This window comes from Janthinobacterium sp. GL_088 (assembly GCF_057837845.1).
In genome coordinates, this window is the sequence record NZ_CM174453.1 from 6,292,763 (window position 1) to 6,311,628 (window position 18,866).

General features: G+C 62.3%; 20 protein-coding genes. 4 read left to right on the forward strand and 16 right to left on the reverse strand.

All coding sequences use genetic code 11. The features are described from left to right. Positions 1-40 precede the first annotated feature (40 nt). Genes AC3IQ7_RS28200 through AC3IQ7_RS28210 form a run of 3 tightly spaced genes read right to left on the reverse strand, consistent with a single transcriptional unit; the run spans position 41 to position 1,846 of the window. Positions 41-367 carry a barstar family protein gene (locus AC3IQ7_RS28200; protein ID WP_322425905.1) on the reverse strand — a complete coding sequence of 109 codons (327 nt, stop codon included), beginning with the start codon at positions 365-367 and terminating at the stop codon, positions 41-43. 8 nt (positions 368-375) lie between these two features. Then, entirely contained in the window at positions 376-1,185 is an 810-nt protein-coding gene (gene dapB, locus AC3IQ7_RS28205; RefSeq protein ID WP_489207962.1) for a 4-hydroxy-tetrahydrodipicolinate reductase, read from the reverse strand. A 19-nt stretch (positions 1,186-1,204) separates the two neighbouring features. Further along, complete coding sequence (locus tag AC3IQ7_RS28210; protein WP_442778290.1) at positions 1,205-1,846, reverse strand: outer membrane protein assembly factor BamE; 642 nt, start codon at positions 1,844-1,846, stop codon at positions 1,205-1,207. 196 nt (positions 1,847-2,042) lie between these two features. Between AC3IQ7_RS28210 and fur the strand changes: the two genes are divergently transcribed. Beyond that, positions 2,043-2,474, forward strand: a complete 432-nt coding sequence (gene fur, locus AC3IQ7_RS28215; RefSeq protein ID WP_099376283.1) for a ferric iron uptake transcriptional regulator — start codon at positions 2,043-2,045, stop codon at positions 2,472-2,474. Positions 2,475-2,525: 51 nt separating this feature from the next. Here the strand turns inward: fur and hrcA are convergent, their stop codons facing one another. Both hrcA and AC3IQ7_RS28225 read right to left on the reverse strand, forming a co-directional pair. Continuing rightward, complete coding sequence (gene hrcA, locus AC3IQ7_RS28220; RefSeq protein ID WP_489207963.1) at positions 2,526-3,542, reverse strand: heat-inducible transcriptional repressor HrcA; 1,017 nt, start codon at positions 3,540-3,542, stop codon at positions 2,526-2,528. A gap of 102 nt (positions 3,543-3,644) precedes the next feature. Next, positions 3,645-4,370, reverse strand: coding sequence for an HAD family hydrolase (locus AC3IQ7_RS28225; protein ID WP_489207964.1), 726 nt, complete (start codon positions 4,368-4,370; stop codon positions 3,645-3,647). A gap of 245 nt (positions 4,371-4,615) precedes the next feature. Here AC3IQ7_RS28225 and AC3IQ7_RS28230 point away from each other — a divergent pair, with 245 nt between their 5' ends. Together AC3IQ7_RS28230 and AC3IQ7_RS28235 are read left to right on the forward strand one after the other, a co-directional pair. Beyond that, positions 4,616-5,212, forward strand: coding sequence for a hypothetical protein (locus tag AC3IQ7_RS28230; RefSeq protein ID WP_099376281.1), 597 nt, complete (start codon positions 4,616-4,618; stop codon positions 5,210-5,212). Positions 5,213-5,247: 35 nt separating this feature from the next. Beyond that, the gene (locus tag AC3IQ7_RS28235; RefSeq protein ID WP_322425900.1) at positions 5,248-5,826 is read left to right on the forward strand and encodes a hypothetical protein; all 579 of its coding nucleotides are present in this window, start codon (positions 5,248-5,250) and stop codon (positions 5,824-5,826) included. Between the two features lie 186 nt (positions 5,827-6,012). On the opposite strand, the gene mmsB is transcribed toward AC3IQ7_RS28235, so the two are convergent. From mmsB to AC3IQ7_RS28260, 5 genes are read right to left on the reverse strand one after another with little or no spacing between them, the layout of a single operon-like run. Continuing rightward, positions 6,013-6,915, reverse strand: a complete 903-nt coding sequence (gene mmsB, locus AC3IQ7_RS28240) for a 3-hydroxyisobutyrate dehydrogenase (protein ID WP_099376279.1) — start codon at positions 6,913-6,915, stop codon at positions 6,013-6,015. A 23-nt stretch (positions 6,916-6,938) separates the two neighbouring features. Then, the gene (locus AC3IQ7_RS28245; protein WP_489207965.1) at positions 6,939-8,066 is read right to left on the reverse strand and encodes an enoyl-CoA hydratase/isomerase family protein; all 1,128 of its coding nucleotides are present in this window, start codon (positions 8,064-8,066) and stop codon (positions 6,939-6,941) included. Then, on the reverse strand, positions 8,059-8,844 hold the full coding sequence (locus AC3IQ7_RS28250; protein ID WP_099376277.1) for an enoyl-CoA hydratase: 786 nt from the start codon (positions 8,842-8,844) through the stop codon (positions 8,059-8,061). Before AC3IQ7_RS28250 ends, AC3IQ7_RS28245 begins: the two co-directional genes overlap by 8 nt. After that, positions 8,841-10,001, reverse strand: a complete 1,161-nt coding sequence (locus AC3IQ7_RS28255; RefSeq protein WP_322425898.1) for an acyl-CoA dehydrogenase family protein — start codon at positions 9,999-10,001, stop codon at positions 8,841-8,843. The genes AC3IQ7_RS28250 and AC3IQ7_RS28255 overlap by 4 nt, the downstream gene beginning before the upstream one ends. An 11-nt stretch (positions 10,002-10,012) precedes the next feature. Continuing rightward, positions 10,013-11,521, reverse strand: coding sequence for a CoA-acylating methylmalonate-semialdehyde dehydrogenase (locus AC3IQ7_RS28260; RefSeq protein ID WP_489207966.1), 1,509 nt, complete (start codon positions 11,519-11,521; stop codon positions 10,013-10,015). Positions 11,522-11,677: 156 nt separating this feature from the next. Between AC3IQ7_RS28260 and AC3IQ7_RS28265 the strand changes: the two genes are divergently transcribed. Continuing rightward, positions 11,678-13,063 carry a short-chain fatty acyl-CoA regulator family protein gene (locus tag AC3IQ7_RS28265; protein ID WP_489207967.1) on the forward strand — a complete coding sequence of 462 codons (1,386 nt, stop codon included), beginning with the start codon at positions 11,678-11,680 and terminating at the stop codon, positions 13,061-13,063. Here AC3IQ7_RS28265 and AC3IQ7_RS28270 read toward each other — a convergent pair. The 6 genes from AC3IQ7_RS28270 to AC3IQ7_RS28295 are packed head-to-tail and all read right to left on the reverse strand — an operon-like array spanning position 13,060 to position 18,815. Continuing rightward, positions 13,060-14,121, reverse strand: coding sequence for an adenosine deaminase family protein (locus tag AC3IQ7_RS28270; protein WP_489207968.1), 1,062 nt, complete (start codon positions 14,119-14,121; stop codon positions 13,060-13,062). The genes AC3IQ7_RS28265 and AC3IQ7_RS28270 overlap by 4 nt on opposite strands. Positions 14,122-14,146: 25 nt before the next feature. Next, positions 14,147-15,091: a nucleoside hydrolase gene (locus AC3IQ7_RS28275; RefSeq protein WP_489207969.1), complete on the reverse strand. Its 945-nt coding sequence runs from the start codon at positions 15,089-15,091 to the stop codon at positions 14,147-14,149. A 19-nt stretch (positions 15,092-15,110) separates the two neighbouring features. Next, positions 15,111-16,142 (reverse strand): ABC transporter ATP-binding protein, encoded by a 1,032-nt coding sequence (locus tag AC3IQ7_RS28280; protein WP_099376272.1) that lies wholly within the window; start codon positions 16,140-16,142, stop codon positions 15,111-15,113. 13 nt (positions 16,143-16,155) lie between these two features. Beyond that, complete coding sequence (locus tag AC3IQ7_RS28285) at positions 16,156-16,935, reverse strand: ABC transporter permease (protein WP_035822719.1); 780 nt, start codon at positions 16,933-16,935, stop codon at positions 16,156-16,158. Further along, the gene (locus AC3IQ7_RS28290; protein WP_034778816.1) at positions 16,932-17,771 is read right to left on the reverse strand and encodes an ABC transporter permease; all 840 of its coding nucleotides are present in this window, start codon (positions 17,769-17,771) and stop codon (positions 16,932-16,934) included. Before AC3IQ7_RS28290 ends, AC3IQ7_RS28285 begins: the two co-directional genes overlap by 4 nt. A 21-nt stretch (positions 17,772-17,792) precedes the next feature. After that, complete coding sequence (locus tag AC3IQ7_RS28295; RefSeq protein WP_233515970.1) at positions 17,793-18,815, reverse strand: ABC transporter substrate-binding protein; 1,023 nt, start codon at positions 18,813-18,815, stop codon at positions 17,793-17,795. Between the last annotated feature and the right edge of the window lie 51 nt (positions 18,816-18,866).

The window sequence follows — 18,866 nt, forward strand, 5'->3', positions numbered from 1 at the left end:
GCCAGTTGTAAAACTGTCCGGCGTTTTTTTATCTTCAGCGTTACTTCAGCGTCAATTTCAGCGCCGGTTTTTCGCCATAATCTTCATAGCGTTCATTGATGCCGGCGATACAGAACGTGATTTCTTCCAGTAAATCAGGCACTTGCGCTTTCATTGCCTCCGCGTCTTGCACGACGATGTCCAGCAGTTCATTCGGCTTCAGACGGAACTTGCTCATGCCGTCCTCGTCGCGCAGATAGCTGAGGCAATCGACCCAGGCATCCATGCTGTTGCCGTAGAACTCGGGGAAACCGAAGGCTTGCACGCATTGCGCGTGGAAGCTCGCTGCGTCGGTGATATCTTTTCCATTCAGGATGGCAGTGGCCATGATCTTCCTCAGTTCTTCAGCGACAGCACATCCTGCATGTCGAACAGGCCGGTAGGCTTGTCGGCCAGGAAACGCGCGGCGCGCAGGGCGCCGTGGGCGTAGGTGATGCGGCTGCTCGACTTGTGGCTGATCTCGATACGCTCGCCGATACCGGCAAACAACACCGTATGGTCGCCGACGATATCGCCACCGCGGATGGTGGCAAAGCCGATGGTCGACGGGTCGCGTTCGCCCGTCACGCCTTCGCGGCCGTACACGGCGCATTCCTTCAAGTCGCGGCCCAGGGCGCCGGCCACCACTTCACCCATTTGCAGGGCCGTGCCCGATGGCGCATCGACCTTGTGGCGGTGATGGGCTTCGATGATCTCGATATCGTAGCCTTCGGACAGGCTTTTCGCGGCCAGTTCCAGCAGCTTCATGGTGACATTCACGCCCACGCTCATGTTCGGTGCGAACATGATGGCCGTCTTTTCGGCGGCGGCGGCAATCGCAGCCTTGCCCGCGTCATCGAAACCGGTGGTGCCGATGATCATCTTGATGCCGTGCTCGGCGCAATACGCGAGGTGCTGCAAAGTGCCTTCTGGACGCGTGAAGTCGATCAGGTAATCGGCGCCAGCCAGGCCGCTGGCCAAGTCGGATTCGATCAGCACGCCGGCAGGCTTGCCGAGAAAGGCGGCGGCATCCTGGCCGACGGAAGGCGAACCAGCGCGGTCGAGCGCGCCGGCCAGCACGGCGTCGGGTGCATTGCTGACCGCTTCGATCAGGATATGGCCCATGCGGCCGCTGGCGCCAGCGATGGCAATTTTCAGTTCAGTCATTTTATTCTCTTACAACAACTTATTTGGTGGGTTCGGCAGCAGGTGCAGGTGCAGGCTCAGCGGCAGGCACCGTTGCAGGTGCTGGCGCAACGTCAGGCTTGCTCACAGGAATGGCAGGAGCGGCATCGGCTGGTACCGGCACGGCGCTTGGCGCCACGGGCGATGGCACGGCGGCGGCAGGCACGTCGGCCTTGGCGACCTTGGCGAATGGCGACGGGCCGGCGATGCGGTCGATGTATTCTTTCTCCGTCGGCAAGTTGCCGCCTTCGAAACGTTCAACCTTGCCATCCTTGCCGAAATACACAACCACGCGGCTGGTGGTGGTTTCGCCACTGCCCCGGGCCAGGCGGAATGGATAATCCCAGCGGTCGGCATGGAAGATGTCGGTCAGCAACGAGGTGCCGAGGACGAAACGCACCTGGTCGCGCGTCATGCCCACTTTCAACTGGGCCAGCATCTCTTCGGAGACAAAGTTGCCTTGCTGAATGTCAGGACGATACGGCGAGAAAAACCACATGAATTTTTGCAGCGGCGTGACGGTCGTCGTCTGCGCGCCCTGCTCGGGCACGACTTCCTTGCCTTCTTTCAACGTGATGGCCGGCTTTTCACCCAGGATGCCGCGGCTGGCACAGCCAGACAGCGTCAACGCGACACAGACCATGCCTGCCACGACTGGTGCTCGAAATGAAATACGGTGCCAGAGAGATGGCAATACAGCCGGTGTTACGCGCATAAATGACCTCAATTTGATGAACAAAACGCCAGGAGTGGCCGGCCTGCCAAAAAAATGCATATTTTGGCACTCCCCGCTAAAACGCTATATGATAAAGCACCTGACCCACATACGAGCAACAAACATGAGTAACAATCCTAGTGATCTCAAGGCAAGCGGCCTGAAAGCCACCCTGCCACGGCTGAAGATACTCGATATCTTCCAGAGTAGCCCGGTACGCCACCTGACCGCGGAAGACGTCTACAAGATTCTGCTGGCCGACAATATGGATGTCGGTTTAGCAACTGTCTACCGCGTCCTGACGCAATTCGAACAGGCCGGCTTGCTCAATCGCAACCATTTTGAAACCGGCAAGGCAATTTTCGAGCTCAACGAAGGCTCCCACCACGACCACCTGGTGTGCCTCGACTGTGGCCGGGTCGAAGAATTCTTCGACGAAGACATCGAAATCCGCCAGCAAAAAGTGGCCGAAGAGCGCGGCTTCAAGATCGCCGAACACGCTTTGGCCATCTACGGCAACTGCATCAAGGTAGCCTGCCCGCACAAAACAGCCTGACGTCTGCCGGCCGTTCCCGCAAGGGGGCGGCCGGCGCTGTACGGCTAACGATCAGTGATGGCTGAGCGCACTGGACAGTAATTTGGCCGTAATATCGACGATCGGGATGACGCGCTCGTAAGCCATGCGCGTCGGTCCGATCACTCCCAACGTTCCCACGATCTTGCCGTTGACTTCATACGGCGCCGTCACCACGCTCATCTCATCCATCGGCACCAGGTTCGATTCGCCGCCGATAAAAATCTGCACACCCGTCGCCTTGCTCGATACGTCAAGCAGCTGCATCAAGCCCGTCTTTTGCTCGAACATGTCGAACATCTGACGCAGCGAATGCATATTCGATGACAGATCGCTCACGCTGAGCAAGTTACGCTCGCCGGAAATCACCATGTCGTCGCTATGGTCGGCCATCGCTTCACTGCCCGCCTCCACGGCCGCCTGCATCAGGCTGCCCATGTCGTCGCGCAACTGGCGCAATTCGCCCTGCAGGCGCACGCGCACGGCATCGAAGGACAGGCCGCCATAATTCTGGTTGATGTAATTGGCCGATTGCACAAGTTGCGCCGGCGTATAGTCGGCTTCCGTCAGCAATAAACGGTTCTGCACGTCGCCGCCCGGGGCGACGATGACGAGCAGGATGCGCTTTTCGGACAGGCGCAGGAATTCGATTTGCTGGAATACGGATTCGCGGCGCGGACTGAGCACGACGCCGGCAAACTGCGACAGCGACGACAGCATCTGCGCCGCGTTGGCGATGGTTTTTTGCGGTTGCGGCGTCTGCAGGCGCATGCGCGATTCCACCACATGCTCGTCCAGGTGCCGGACCGTCAGCAAGGTGTCGACAAAGATGCGGTAGCCCCGCGGCGTGGGGATGCGTCCGGCCGAGGTGTGCGGACTGGACACATAACCGAGCTCTTCCAGGTCGGCCATGATATTGCGGATCGTGGCCGGCGACAGGTCGAGGCCGGAAATTTTCGACAAGGCGCGCGAACCGACCGGCAGGCCGTCGGCGATATATCGCTCGACCAGGGCTTTCAGCAGTGTTTGGGCACGTGTATCGAGTTGCATGGTGTCTTATTTAGGCAAGTATTTTGTTAAGCAAGCGGCAACGAAAGCGGCCGAACGTGCAGCAACAGCGCCTATTATGCACGTTCGCCCGGCCCGCGGCGATCAATCTTCCAATTGCTGCTGCAGCCATCGCAGCAACTCGTCAAAGTTGGCGCAGATGGCATCGGGCTGCACGCCGGCGGCCAGATGGGCATCGCTGCCCTTGCGGTTCATCCACACGGCACGCATGCCCGCCCCCTGCGCTCCCGTCACGTCGAAATACAGATCGTCGCCGACATACACGGCTTCATGAGGCGCCACGTCCAGCGCGGCGCAAGCGGCCAGGAAGATGCTGGCGTCGGGCTTGGCCACGCCAAAGTCGCTGGCGGCGATCGATACCTTGAAATGCTGCGCCAGGCCGATAATGTCAAGGTCCGCATTGCCGTTCGAGATTGAGCCGACCAGCATGCGCTGGCGCATCCAGACCAGGCCAGGCAAGACATCGTCATACGGCTGGACGCGGTTGCGCGCGGCCAGGAATTGCAGGATAGCCCCGTCGACCAGGGCGGGATCCTCGCCGGCAGCCTCGAAGGCGGCCAGCAGGCCTGCGCGGCGCAACTCGATCAGGTTGCCATGGAAATGCGGCTGCGCATTGAGCATGGCCAGGCGATGCTGGCGCAGCACCTCGATGGAAAACTGCTGCGCCACCTTGGGTGCATGCGTGGCCAGCCAGTCGTGCAGCAGGGTTTCGGCGGCAGCAATCACGGGCGCGATAGGCCACAAGGTATCGTCGAGGTCGAAGAGGATGGCCTTGGGCGGCACGGCGGGTTTTACAGGAGCAAGGGACATGGGACTCACAATGAGATGCTGCGTCACAGTGCGCAGGGTATAGCTATTGTCGCACCGATCGCCGCCGCCGGCATAGCTGCGCCCCCGTGAAATGGGGCCGGGCCAGCGCTCCCCGGCGAAAAATTGTTACAGGGTGATACAAGGCAAGATCATCCAGCTTGCCAGATAGACTAAAATAGGCGCCATTCCAATGCGGCGCCAGCGTCCGCGTTGCGCTACCCAACCTAATTCGTTTTGGAGACTGTATGAAAAATTTGTACCTGCGCTCGATGCTGGCGGCGGCTTGCGCCGCCACACTGGCAGCCTGCGGCGGCAGCGGCGGCAACCTGTATCTGCAAGTCCAAGTCGGCGGCCTGGCCAAGGATGGCCTGATTCTCTTGAATGACGGGGAACGCTTGCCCGTTACGGTGGGCCAGACCAACGTTGTTTTCACCAAGCTGGTCAAGACCGATGACCGCTACGACATCACCATTGCGCAACAGCCCAAGGGCGCCGTTTGCACGCTGACCAATGGTGTCGGCAAGGCATCGAGCTACTCCGTGAACATGGCATCCGTGACCTGCAAGACCAACACCTATCCGCTGAGCGGCACGGTCACGGGCCTGGCCGCGGATGGCTTGCGCCTGGTGATGGGCTCCATCAACACCTCCCTGCTGCTTGGCGCAACCGGCTACGAATTCAGCGTTGCTGACGGCGCCGCGTACGGCATTTCCATACTGACGCAGCCAACGGGCCAGAAGTGCCGCTTCCAGGGTTCCAGCAGCGCCGACGGCAGCGATACGGTCGGCACGATGGGATCTGCCGCCACGACCGCAGCCACACTCGACTGCAAGCCGCAGTAATCCTTGCGATCCGTCACCTATTTTTGGAGAAATACATGAAGTTATCCTGCTTGCGCCCACTCGCCGCACTGCTGCTGACCTTGGGACTGGCCGCTTGCGGCGGCAAGGCCTCGTATGAGGTCAGCGGCACGATCTCAGGCTTGAACAATGAAGGGCTGATCCTGGTCAATGGCGGCGATCCCCTGCCGGTTCCTGCGGGGAAAACAGGGTTTACCTTTGCCAAGCGCATCGACTATGGCACCGACTACAACATCACTGTGCAAACCCAGCCTGCCCACATGACTTGCAGCATCAGCGGTGGTTCCGGTTCGGCAGGCCATTACATCAACATCAGCGCCGCTGTTTCTTGTTTTCAAAACACTTATACCTTGGGCGGCACGGTTTCCGGCCTGACGGTGGACGGCCTGGTACTGATTAACGGTAGTGCAACAACAACGGTGGCCAAGGACGCCACGACCTTTACCATGGGCTCTGTCGCCTATGGCGACACCTATGGCGTCAGCGTCTCCGTTCAGCCTAAGGGTCTGCAGTGCGTCGTACAGCCAGGGACCGAAAAAGGCACCATGGGCGAAGCGAACGTGACGACGGTGAAGATCGCCTGCAATCCGGCCTAAGCTGCAGGAACGGTAGCCGCTGCGCGGCTACCAGGAAGAGATATCATGGAAATCTATAGTTGATATTCAAAAGATAAATTGGAGTTATATGTGGCGATGCAGCATAATGCATCTGTCTCCTCCAACTCTTCCAAGAATTGGATTTAGCCCGCTTTTACCAGCGGGCTTTTTTTTGCCCAAAATTCCTCACGCGGGCTTATTCAAGCCCGGCTGCAGCATCTGCACGATGCTGGAGAAATCCTGCTGCGCATAACCGGCTTGCGCATGCATCTGGTACAACTGGCGCACCAGGCCGCCCAAGGGCGTGGGCGCGTTCGCCGACAAGGCCGACTGCTGTGCCAGGCCCAGATCCTTCAGCATCAGCGCCGTGCCGAAGCCGCCCGTGTAATTGCGCGACGCGGGCGTGCCGTCCATGACACCGGGCCACGGGTTGTACACTTCCAGGGTCCAGTTGCGGCCCGAACTCTTGGCCATAATGTCGGACAGCACTTTCGGATCCAGGCCATGCGCCACGCCCAGGTTCAGCGCCTCGGCCGTCCCCGCCATCAAGATCCCCAGCAGCATGTTGTTGCAAATCTTCGCCACCTGGCCCGCGCCCGCCTCGCCCGCATGGAAGATGTTCTTGCCCATCTTTTCCAGCAAAGGCCGCGCCTGCTGCAAGGCCGCTACACTACCGCCAACGATGAAAGTCAGGGTGCCGGCCGCCGCGCCCGCCGTGCCGCCCGAGACGGGCGCATCGATCATGGCAAAGCCGCGCTCGCTGGCCGCCTGCGCCACTTGCCGCGCCACATCGGCGGCGATGGTGCTGCAATCGATGAACAAGGCACCGGGCTTGGCCGAATCGAGCACGCCACCGGCCGCCAGGTACAGTTCCTGCACGTGCTTGTTGGCTGGCAACATGGTGATGACGGCGTCGGCCGTCTGCACGGCCGCGCTGGCGGACGCAGCCGCCGTGGCGCCCGCCTCGACCAGGGACGCCACTGCCGCCGGCGCCAGGTCGAACACGGACACGTGGAAGCCTGCGGCCACCAGGTTGCGGGCCATCGGCGCACCCATGTTGCCCAAGCCGATGAAAGCGATATGTTGCATGGTAAAAATCTCCTGTTGTTCTTTTAATGCAGGTCGCGCAAAGGATGGCTATCCCATGGCGCCGCGAAATATTCATTGAGATACGTCTCGCTGACCTCGGCCAGGCTGGCCGGCTGCCATTGCGGCGCGTTGTCCTTGTCGATCAGCAAGGCGCGCACGCCTTCCCGGAAATCGGCATGGGCGCAGCATTGCACGGCCACGATCAATTCCAGCTGGAACACTTGCGCCAGACTCATGTGGCGTGTGCGTACGCGCATGGCCCACACCAAGGCGGCCGAAGTGGGCGCACCCTTGTCGAGCGAGTGGGCCGCCTTTTGCAGCCACGCCGAATCACCGTCATACGCGGCAATGGCGGCCACCACTTCAGGCAAGGTGGGCGCTTGCGTCAGCACGGCGATGGCGTCGAAGTTGGCGCGCACTTCGGAGACGGGCAGCATGGACACCGGGGCCGAGAAGCCGCGCAGCAGGCGGTCCAGCTGCTCGCTGTTCGCCTGCGGGCTGGCTTGCCATTGCGCCAGCGCCAGCGCGTCGAGCACCATGGCACGCTCTTCCTGGCGCAGGAAATAGTCGCCCAGACCGGTGAACAGGGCGTCGGCCGCGTTCATCGGCGCCCCCGTCAGCCCCAGGAACAGGCCGCTGCGCCCCGGCATGCGGCCCAGGAACCAGCTGCCGCCCACGTCCGGGAACAGGCCAATCGTGATTTCCGGCATGGCGATGCGTGTGCTTTCCGTCACGACACGGTGGCTGGCCCCGGCCATCAGGCCCAGGCCGCCGCCCATGACGATACCGCCGCCCCACACCAGCAGCGGTTTCACGTACGTATGGATGCGGTGGTCGAGCCTGTATTCCTCGGCAAAGAAAGCCAGCGCCTGCGGGTTCGGCACGACACCCGGCTGCTCGACGACGGCCGTGCGCAGGCTGCGCACGTCGCCACCGGCGCAAAAGGCCTTGTCGGTTGACGATTGCAACACGACGCAGGCGATGGCAGAGTCACTGGCCCAGCGCACGAGGGCGCCATCGATGGCGCGTATCATCTCCAGGGTCAGGGCATGCAAGGACTTTGGCGCGTCCAGGGTGATGACGCCCAGCTTCATGCCGCCAGGACAGTCGCGTTCCTCGATCTTCACGGTTTCAAGCAAAGTCTCAACCATTCTTCCACTCCGCCGGACGTTTTTCCAGGAACGCTTGCACGCCCTCTTTCTGGTCTTGCGTATCGAACAGGCCGAGGAACAAGGTGCGCTCATCGGGCAAGGAATTGACCAGCGGATGGCTGCGCGCGCCCTGGATCAGGGTCTTGCACGCCGTCACGCTGCTGGGGCTTTGACGGGCCACCTTGGCGGCCAGGGCCAGGGCCGTGGCGGCAGCCTTGCCGGTTGGCACGACTTCCTCGACGAGGCCGATGGCCAGGGCCTTGGCCGCATCGACGCGTTCGCCACATAAAATCATGCGCTTGGCCCAGCCTTCGCCCACCAGCCATGGCAGGTGCTGCGTGCCGCCCGCGCACGGCAGCAAGCCGACGGACGCTTCCGGCAAGGCCATCTGCGCATGTTCCTCGGCAATACGGATATCGCAAGCCAGTGCGCATTCGAGCCCGCCCCCCATGGCATAGCCATTGATGGCGGCGATGCTGACGCCGCGAAACGCGGACAGCGCCTCGAACGCTTCGCCAAAGGCGGCGGCCATATTGAAAGCCATGTCCTTGTCTCCATCGGCAAACACTTTCAGATCAGCGCCAGCCGAGAAGAACTTGGCGCCGCCGCCCGTGATCACCAGTGCGTACACGTCCGGGTCGGCATTCAGGTCGGCCACCAGCTGCGTCAGCGCGTTCAGGCTGGCCAGGGTCCACGTGTGGGCGGGCGGGTTGTCGAGCGTCACCAGGGCCGTGTGGCCATGGCGTTCCAGCAGTAAATTTGTATACACTTTGGTCATCGCAAGTTCTCCGTGGCGCCATCTTTCAAAATCGCTCGCGCGACGATCAGGCGCATGATTTCATTCGTCCCTTCCAGGATCTGGTGCACCCGCGTATCGCGCACGTGGCGCTCGAGCGGATACTCGCGGATGTAGCCATAGCCGCCGTGCAATTGCAGCGCATCGTTGGCGACATTGAAACCCACATCCGTGGCGAAACGTTTTGCCATGGCGCAATACGCCGTGGCGTCCGGGCTTTCCTGGTCCAGTTTCCAGGCGGCCAGGCGCACCATCTGGCGCGCCGCCACCAGTTCCGTCAGCATGTCGGCCAGCTTGAATTGCAGGGCCTGGAACTGCGCCAGTTCGCGGCCGAACTGCGTGCGCTCCTTCATGTACACCTGTGCCCGCGTGAGGGCAGCCTGCGCCGTGCCCACCGAGCACACGGCGATATTGATGCGCCCGCCATCGATGCCCTTCATGGCAATGGCAAAACCTTCGCCTTCCGCGCCCAGCAAGTTGCCAACCGGCACTTTCACCTGGTCAAAGCTGATGATGCGCGTGGGCTGGCTGTTCCAGCCCATCTTTTCTTCTTTCTTGCCATACACGATGCCAGGCAAGTTGGCCGGTACGGCAAACGCGGAAATACCGGCCGCGCCTTCGCCGCCGGTCCTGGCCATGACGATCAGCATGTCCGTCTGGCCCGCGCCGGAAATGAAGGCTTTCGTACCGTCGAGAACATAAAAGTCGCCATCCCTGACGGCCTTGGTGCGCAGCGATGCCGCGTCGGAACCCGATTGCGGTTCCGTCAGGCAATAACTGGCCAGCTTCTGGCCGGCGGCCAGGGCCGGCACCCATTCGTCGCACAGGGCTTCCTGCCCCCAGCGCGACAGCATCCAGGTGGCCATGTTGTGGATAGTGATGTAGGCCGTGGTCGAGGTGCAGCCGCCGGCCAGCTCCTCGAAGACGATGGCCGCGTCCTGGCGGCTCAAGCCCAGGCCGCCCCAGCGTTGCGGCGTGTAGAGGCCGCAAAAGCCCATCTCACCCGCCTTGGCAATCGTTTCCACTGGGAAAATCGATTCCGCATCCCAATGCGCCGCGTGCGGCGCCAGTTCGCCTTCGGCAAACGCGCGCGCCGCCTGCTGGAACTCGCGCTGCTCGTCGCTCAGTTCAAAGTCCATGGTCCGGCTCCTTACTTGAGGCTGATGGTGGTGTTGACCTTGCCCACCGAGGCCGCGTCCGTGAACCAGCGCTGGGTAATCGTCTGCGTCTGCGTGTAGAACAGCACGACTTGCTTGCCGAACGGACCCAAATCGCCCAGCTTGGAGCCGCGCGAACCCGTAAAGCTGAACAGGGGAACGGGCACGGGAATGGGCACGTTGATGCCGACTTGTCCCACGTCGATTTCTTCCTGGAAATAGCGCGCGGCCGCGCCGCTTTGCGTGAACAGGGCCGTGCCATTGCCATTCGGATTCGCGTTGACCAGTGCAATCGCTTCATCGAGGGTATCGACTTCGACGACGATCAGCACGGGGCCAAAGATTTCCTGGTCATACACGACCATGCCGGGTTTCACGCCAGACAGAATCGTCGGTCCGACAAAGTTGCCGTTCGGATAGCCATCGACCTTCACGTCGCGGCCATCGAGGGTCAGCACGGCGCCCTGTTCGATGCCCTTGGCGACCAGGCTGTGCACGCGCTCTTTCGCCGCGCAGGAAATCACGGGGCCCAGGTCGGGATTGTCCTTGCCCGCGCCGACCGTCAAGGTTTGCGCCTTGGCGGACAATTCCGGCAGCCAGTCGCGCGCTTCGCCCACCAGCACGGCGACGGAGGCGGCCATGCAGCGCTGGCCGGCGGCGCCGAAGCCTGCGCCCAGCAACTGGTTCAAGGTCTGTTCTTTATTGGCATCCGGCAGCACGACGGCGTGGTTCTTGGCACCCATCATGCATTGCGCGCGCTTGCCGTTCAGGCTGGCGCGCTGGTACACATGCGTGCCCACCTTGCTCGATCCCACAAACGAGATCGCCTTGATGTCCGGGTGGTCGCACAGGGCATTGACGACGTCTTCGCCGCCGTGAATGACGTTCAGCACGCCGGCCGGGATGCCCGCCTGCAAGGCCAGGCGCACGAGTTTTTCCGTCACCAGCGGGTCTTGCTCCGATGGTTTCAGCACGAAAGTGTTGCCGCAGGCTATCGCCATCGGGAACATCCACAACGGGATCATGGCGGGGAAATTGAACGGGGTAATGCCGGCGCACACACCCAGCGGCTGCATCACGCTGTAGGTATCGACGCCGCCGGCCACGTTTTGCGCGTATTCGCCCATTTGCAGGGTGCCGATGTTGGCGGCATGTTCGACCACTTCCAGACCGCGGAAGACGTCGCCTTCCGCGTCGAGCAGGGTCTTGCCCTGTTCCATCGTCAGGGTGGCGGCCAGGTCGGCCATGTTTTCGCGGATCAGCTGCTGGAGTTTGAGGAAGATGCGGGCGCGCGCGCCGATCGGCGTCTTGCGCCATGTCTTGAAGGCGCGCTGGGCCGAGGCGATGGCCGCGTTGACTTCATCCGGCGTGGCGAACGGTACCTTGGCCAATACTTCCTGCGTGGCCGGGTTGACGACGTCGCGCCAGACGGTGGTGCGGGATTCAACCCATTCGCCATTAATCAATAAAGGAACGGTCGGAATTGTAGTCTGCGTGGTCACTCGGTGTCTCCTTGTATGGGTAGTGGTCTGTTTGCATTATTCGCATAATACGGGCCGCAAACAAGGCGTGAAAATGCGAGATAATGCAAAGCTGAATCTGTTAATCTGCAAATGTTGTAAATTTGCAGATTCCACAAACCGGGAAAGGAGAGCGCGATGGCAAAGGTTTTCATGGGCGTACGCCTGCAGCGCCTGCGCGAGGAACGGCGCATGACGCAGGTGGCGCTGGCCAAGGCCCTGGGCATTTCACCCAGCTATTTGAACCAGATGGAGCGCAACCAGCGCCCGCTGACGGTGCCGATCTTGTTGCGCATCGGCACCGTGCTGGGGGTCGATCCGCAAATCTTTTCCGAGCACGACAGCGCCAGCCTCGTGGCCGACGTGCGCGACGTGTTCGGCGAATTGCCGGACGCGCCGCCCACCTCGATGGCGGAATTGAAAATGCTGGTGGAAAACATGCCGGAACTGGCACGCTCGATTTTGCTGCTGCAGCGGCGCTACCGGGTGATGGCGGAGCGGGCCGACACGTTGGCCGCGCGCCTCGACGATGGCAGCCGCGGCGCCAGCTCGGCGGCCCCGTCCACGGATGAGGAAGTGCGCGAATACCTGAACCGGCGGCAAAACTACATCGATGAGCTGGACCGGGCGGCGGAACTGGTGGCGGGTGAACTTGACCCATCCCTGCGCACGCTCGACGCGCTGCAAAGCCGCTTGCTGGAGCGCCACAGCATCCAGGTGCAACTGTCCGATGGCGACGCGGGCATGGTGCGCAAGCACCGCTACGATGCCCAGCAACAGATATTGTGGTTGCCCGACACCCTGACGGGCGGCCAGCGCGCCTTCCAGATGGCGGCGCAAATCAGCCTGCTCGAACATAGCGACCTGATCGACGCCCTCGTGCTGGCGGCGGGATTGTCCGGCGCGGCCGCGCAAACGAGCGCGCGCCTGGCATTTTCCAATTATTTTGCTGGCGCCCTCTTGATGCCGTACCAGCGCTTCCTGCAGGCGGCGGAAACGCGCGCCTACGATATCGAGCGCCTGGCGCACCAGTTCGGCGTGGGGTTCGAAGCCGTGTGCCACCGTTTGAGCACCATGCAGCGCCCCGAGGCGGCGGGACTGCCCTTCTTCTTCGTGCGCGTCGACCGCGCGGGCAACGTCTCGAAGCGCCAGTCGGCCACGGACTTTCACTTTTCAAGAGTGGGCGGCACGTGTCCGCTGTGGATCGTGTACGACGCCTTCAGCCATCCGGGCCAGGTGCTCACGCAGGTGGCCAGCATGCCGGACGGCTGCACATATTTATGGATCGCGCGCCAGGTCAGCACGGCCTCGCCGGGCTTCCGCGCGCCAGGTAAAACCTTTGCCGTGGCGCTGGGCTGCGATATCTCGCAGGCGCACCGGCTGATCTATTCGAAGGGACTCGATTTGCACGACCCGAGCAGCGCCACGCCGATCGGCACGGGCTGCAAGGTATGCGAGCGCCAAAGCTGCCCGCAGCGGGCGTTTCCGTCGCTGCTGCTGGCACCGCCGCCCGTATCGGCTTAAGACGCTTCGACGACCCTGGCACGCAGCGCGTCGAATTCACGCGTAAATTCCGCGCGCCAGTCGCGCCGCGTGCTCTCGTCTATCCAGGCTGCATCAAGGCCATTCAACATGAAGCCGCGCATGTCATCGAGGCCGAAGCCGAATTCGCGCATCATCATCCAGGCGCCCGTCGGCGTCACATGGTGCAGGGTCGGATCGTCCGTGTTCGGATGCAGTTTCAGGCCCAGCTTGGCCATGGCGCGGATCGGGTGGTCGAGGGCCCAGCGCTCGGGCGCCAGCGTGCGCAGGTAATACGAATTGGTCGGCACCACGGTAAACACGAGGCCGCGCTCCACACAGCGCTGCGCCAGCTCCGGGTTGTCGACAATCGTGTAGCCATGGTCGACCCGGTCCACCTGCAGTTGCTCGATGGCCGTCTCCACGTTCATCCACGGCATGCCGAATTCGCCCGCATGCGCCGTGCATTTGAATCCGGCTGCGCGCGCGGCGCGGTAGGCTTCGATGAACAGTTCGGGCGGACGGTCGTTTTCACGGTAGTCGATGCCGATGCCGATGACTTCCGGCGCGCGGTGCGCCTTCATCCATTCCACCATCTGCACGGCTTCGGCGGGAGCCGCTTCGCGGTCAATGCTGGGGATCAAGCGGCCGATCACGCCAAAGTCGCGCTGCGCGTCGCGGATGGCGGCCACAATGGCGTCTTGCGCTGCGTCATAGCGGATGCCCGACACGCGCACGGTGCCGGTGGGGTTCCAGAAGAACTCCGCGTAGCGCACGCCGTGGCCATGCACGTCTTCCAGGTATTCGTAGGCGAGGCAGTACAGGTCCGTCGGCGAGACGATCAGGTGCGCGTCGAGCGCGCGCAGCACGCGCAGCACGCCGACGGGCTTGTCGCCGCGCGTGTAAAACGCGTCGATTTCCTCTGGGGTGACGACATTGCCCGTCTTGGCGGCCAGCGCGCGGAAAGTCGCCTGGCGCACCGTGCCAAACAGGTGGCAATGCAGCTCCACTTTCGGCATGGCGCGTAAAAACTGTTCGATGCTCAGGGGTGAATTAGACATGAAGCTCGTTTCGTAGTGAAGTGGGTCAGACGAGAATGGCGGCCAGGCGGCGCATCAGGCGCTCGATGGCGGCCGGGCCGTCGGCCAGCATCGCCACTTGCGTGTTGATGGCGGCGCGGCGCGGCACGCGGAATTCGCACACCGTCATGCCGCGCGTCAGTTCGCCCGTCAATTCGATGGCCACGTGAGCCGGCTGGAACTGGAACAGCTGCGGCGCTTCCAGGTACAAGGCCACCACGGGGTCGTACATGGGCATCGGCACGGAACCGTCACTGCTGCGGATGCGCACATACGCTTCCAGGTAGCCGGCCAGACGCTGCGCGCGCGGCGTGCCGATGGCGCGCAGGCGTTCCACTTCCAGTTTAGTGACCAGCAGCTGACGGCACAGGTTCAAGCCGAACATGCGCAGCGGGATGCCGGCCTGGAAGACCTGGGAGGCCGCTTCCGGGTCCGCATAGATATTGAATTCAGCCGCCGCCGTATGGTTGCCCTGGTCGGTCGAGCCGCCCATCAAAATGATTTCGACGATTTTTTCCGCGATATCGGGCGCCTTGGCCAGCGCGGTTGCGATATTGGTCATCGGCGCAATCGCCATGATGGTGATCTGGCCAGGATACTTGCGCACGGCGGCGATCAGCGCGTCGACGGCGTGGCCGGGAGCATCCGTGGCGGCGCCCGGCGGCAGGATCTCGCCCGTGGTCGGCATGCCGCTGTCGCCGAGGATGCGCTGCGCCGTTTCGATGACGCCGGACAGCGGTTCTTCGCAGCCCCGGTAGATCGGCACCGTCAAGCCATCATGGGCCTTGATGCGCAAGGCATTGTCGTAGGTGATGTCGACGGGCGCATTGCCCGCCACCACGCTCACGCCCAGCCACTCGATGTCGGGATTACTGCCCAACAGCAACATCGTCAGCCAGTCGTCGAAACCGGGATCGGTGTCGAGCCAGATCTTTTTCAAGGCTTGGGTCATGATGCTTTCCATTAAGAAATTACGCGCTCAGCCACAGGGCGCTGTCGGACGGCAGCACGAACGACACGGCCGTGCCTTCGCGCCAGGTGGCGCCGCCGGCTGCGCAAATGCCCTTGACCTGGCCCAGCGGCGTTTGCAGCAGGTATTCGACGGTGTCTCCCAGGAAGCCACGCGCCAGCACGGTGCCTGGATATTGCCCCGCCGCGTCGTCGGCCGCGCACACGCGCACCTTGTCCGGACGCCAGCCCAGCACCGTGGTGCCGGCAGCGACGGGCGACGTGTACGGCAGGCTGGCGCCCGCGTGGTGCAGCGCGCCGTCGCGGTAGTCGAACAGGTTTTCAAAACCCATGAAGTTGGCGACAAAACGCGTCGACGGCGTATTGAAGACGGCTTCCGGCGCGGCCAGCTGCTCGATGCGCCCGCCGTTCATGACGACGATGCGATCGGACAGGGCCAGCGCTTCTTCCTGGTCATGCGTCACGTACAGCATGGTGATGCCCAGCTCGCGCTGGATGCGGCGCAGTTCCGCGCGCATCTGCACGCGCAGCTTGGCGTCCAGGTTCGACAGCGGTTCATCGAGCAGCAGCAGGGCCGGCTCGACGACGATGGCGCGCGCCAGCGCCACGCGCTGCTGCTGGCCGCCGGACATTTGCGCCGGCAGGCGCGTTTCAAAACCCGTCAGGCCGACGGCCGCGATCACGGCTTCCACTTTGGTTTTCAGCAAAGCTGGCGCGACCTTGCGCAGACGCAAACCAAAAGCGATGTTGTCGTATACATTCAAGTGCGGGAACAGCGCATACGACTGGAACACCATGCCGATATTGCGTTTGTTCGGCGCCAGCTTGCCGATTTCGCGGCCATCCAAAATGATGCGGCCCGACTGCAGCGGCATCAGGCCGGCGATGGCGCGCATGGTGGTGGTCTTGCCGCAGCCGCTGGGGCCCAGCAGGGAAATCAATTCGCCCTGCTCGACGTGCAGGTCCAGGTCTTTCACGGACGTCGTGTTCTTGGCGTAGCCGAGGTTCAGCTTGTGCAGTTCCAGATAACTCATGGTGTGTTGCCTCTTACATGTATTTAGAAATGCCCAGCACCTTCTCGGTCACCATCACGAAGGCCATGGTGAACAAGACCAGCAAGGTCGACAGGGCAGCGATCGACGGGTCGAAGCTGTTTTCCATATGCCCCAGCATCTCGATCGGCAAGGTGCTGATGCCGGGTCCTGTCAGGAACAGCGAGACGGGCACCTGGTTGAACGAGGTGACGAAGGCGAGGAAGAAGGCGGCGATCACGGCGTTGCGGATATTCGGCAGCACGATCATGAAGAACGCGCGCAAACGCGATGCGCCCAGGGTGATGGCGGCATCCTCGATATCCACGCGCAAATTCACCAGGCTGGCATACACCACGCGCACCGAATACGGAATCAGCAGCGCGATATGGCCGATCAACAGGCCCACATACACGGGCGCGTTGATGGTCAGGACCAGGTGGTGCAGCAAGCCCAGGCCGACGAGGATGGCGGGAATGATCAGCGGCGACGTCAGGATCTGGCGGATGGCGCCGATGCCGGGCGGCGGCATGCGCGAAAACGCATACGCGACGGGTATGCCCAGCAACAGCGCGATAACGGTGGCGATCAAGCCGATTTCCAGGCTGGTCTGGAAGGCGCGGCGGAACTCGGGCGCCGACCACACTTCGAGGATCCAGCGCAGCGAATACGACTCGGGCGGGAACGCCAGGGTTTCGCCGCCGGAAAAACCTGCCAGCACGACGATGGCGAAAGGCCCCAGCAGGAACAAAAACACCAGCCAAAGGACGGCGCGCGAAAACAAGCTTTCTTTCATACGGAACTCCGGCTCGATGAAATACGTTTAAGGCCGGCATTCACCAGCAGGGTCATGCAGACGAGGATGACGGCGATGACATTCGCCGCGCCGAAGTCGCTCTCCACGCTGACCTTCTGGTACAGCAGGGTTTCCAGCATCAGCACCTTGGTGCCGCCCAGCAGGGCCGGCGTCACATAGGCCGTCACGCAGCCGGTAAACACCAGGGTGCCGCCGACCACCAGGCCTTCCTGCGTCAGCGGCAGGGTGACCTTGCAAAACACTTGCCATGGATTGGCGCCCAGGGTGGCGGCGGCCGGTTCCACGTCGCGCGGCAGGTTTTCCAGCGCGCCCGCCAGCGACATCAGCATCAGCGGCAGCAGCAGTTGCAGCAGGCCGACAAACACGGCGAACTCGCTGAACAGCAAACGCAGCGGCTCTTCCGTCAAGCCCATGTTGACGAGCGCCGCGTTGACGGCGCCATTGCGGCCCAGCAACACGATCCAGGCGTAGGTCCGCGCGATCGGCGAGACCATCAGCGGCAGGATCATCATGCCCACCACCAGGCCGCGCCACTTCGGCGACACGCGCGCCACGGCTTGCGCGGCCGGGTAGCCGAGGATGATGGACGCCAGGGTCACCAGCGCGGCAATGCGCAGGGTGCGCCAGAAGATGGTGCGGTTGAATTCCTGCGAGAAGAATTCAATGAAGCGGTCGACGCCCCACTGCATGCCGTCGCCGACGCGGAAGGCGTCGACCAGCAAAGCCAGCACGGGCAGCAGGAAGCAGACAACGATAAAGATCAGCGCCGGCAGGACCAGCAGCAGTCCCAGGCGCTTTTTTGGATCAGCAAACATGGTGTTTTCTCCTCGTCACCACTATTTGCTCATGGCCTTGTTCCACTGCGTCATCCAGTTGCTGCGCTGCTTGAGGATGGTTTCCGGCTTGACGAATTTCAGCGAGCTGATCTGGTCGGCGCCATAGGTATTGAATTGCGCGGCCGCCACGGACAGGCGCACGTCCTTGTTGACGGGCGAGTCGACCAGGTTGGTCGCCAGCTGCGTCTGCACTTCCTTGGACAGCCAGAAATCCATCAACTGGTACGCCAGGTCCGCATTCTTCGAGCCGGCAACGATGCCCATCACGTTCATGCCGGCCGCCTGGCCTTCTGCCGGGATGCTCCACTTCAGGGGCAGGCCCGTCTTGAGCATTTGCGACCAGGTAAAGCGCGCCACTGGCGCGGCCCAGATTTCATCTTGCGCAAACAGGGCGGCCAGCTGCGCGCTGTTCTTCGAGAACGTGACGACGTTGCCCTTCATGCCGACGATCTTCGCAAAACCGGTGGCGTAGTCGTCCGTCTTGCCGCCCCAGGCTGCATCGGCCATGCGCAGCATCAAGGGGCCCTGCGTGGTGCTCACGTCAGGGAAGGCCACGCGGCCCTTCAGTTCAGGGCGCCACAGGTCTTTCCAGGACGTCAGCGGGGCGATCTTGTCGCTGCGGTACACCAGGCCGACCGAGTACAAGGTGTAGCCGACGGCGAAATTGCCGCCGATGGGGTTTTTCGCCACGTCGTACAGGGCTTTGTAATTGCTCAGCTTGGAGTAATCCATGGGCTGGATGACGCCCTTTTGCGCCGCTTCCAGCATGCCGGAATCGGACAGCAGCACCAGATCGATCACCGGATTCTTGGCGTGCACCACCAGCTTGGCGATGCGGTCCGCGTTATTCCCCGTTTCCACCTTGATATCGCACCCGCATTTGGCCTTGAACGGCTCGTACACATACTTCATGAACAAGGGCTGGGCAATCGGATAGGCCGAAATGACCAGCTCGCGTTTTTCCGCGTGGGCGGCGTTAGCCAGCAAGCCTAGGCTCAACGCCAACATGAGGTGCTTTTTCAAGATGCTTCCTTTCAGGGGACGGCGCTGCGGGACAGCGCCTGTAAAGATGAA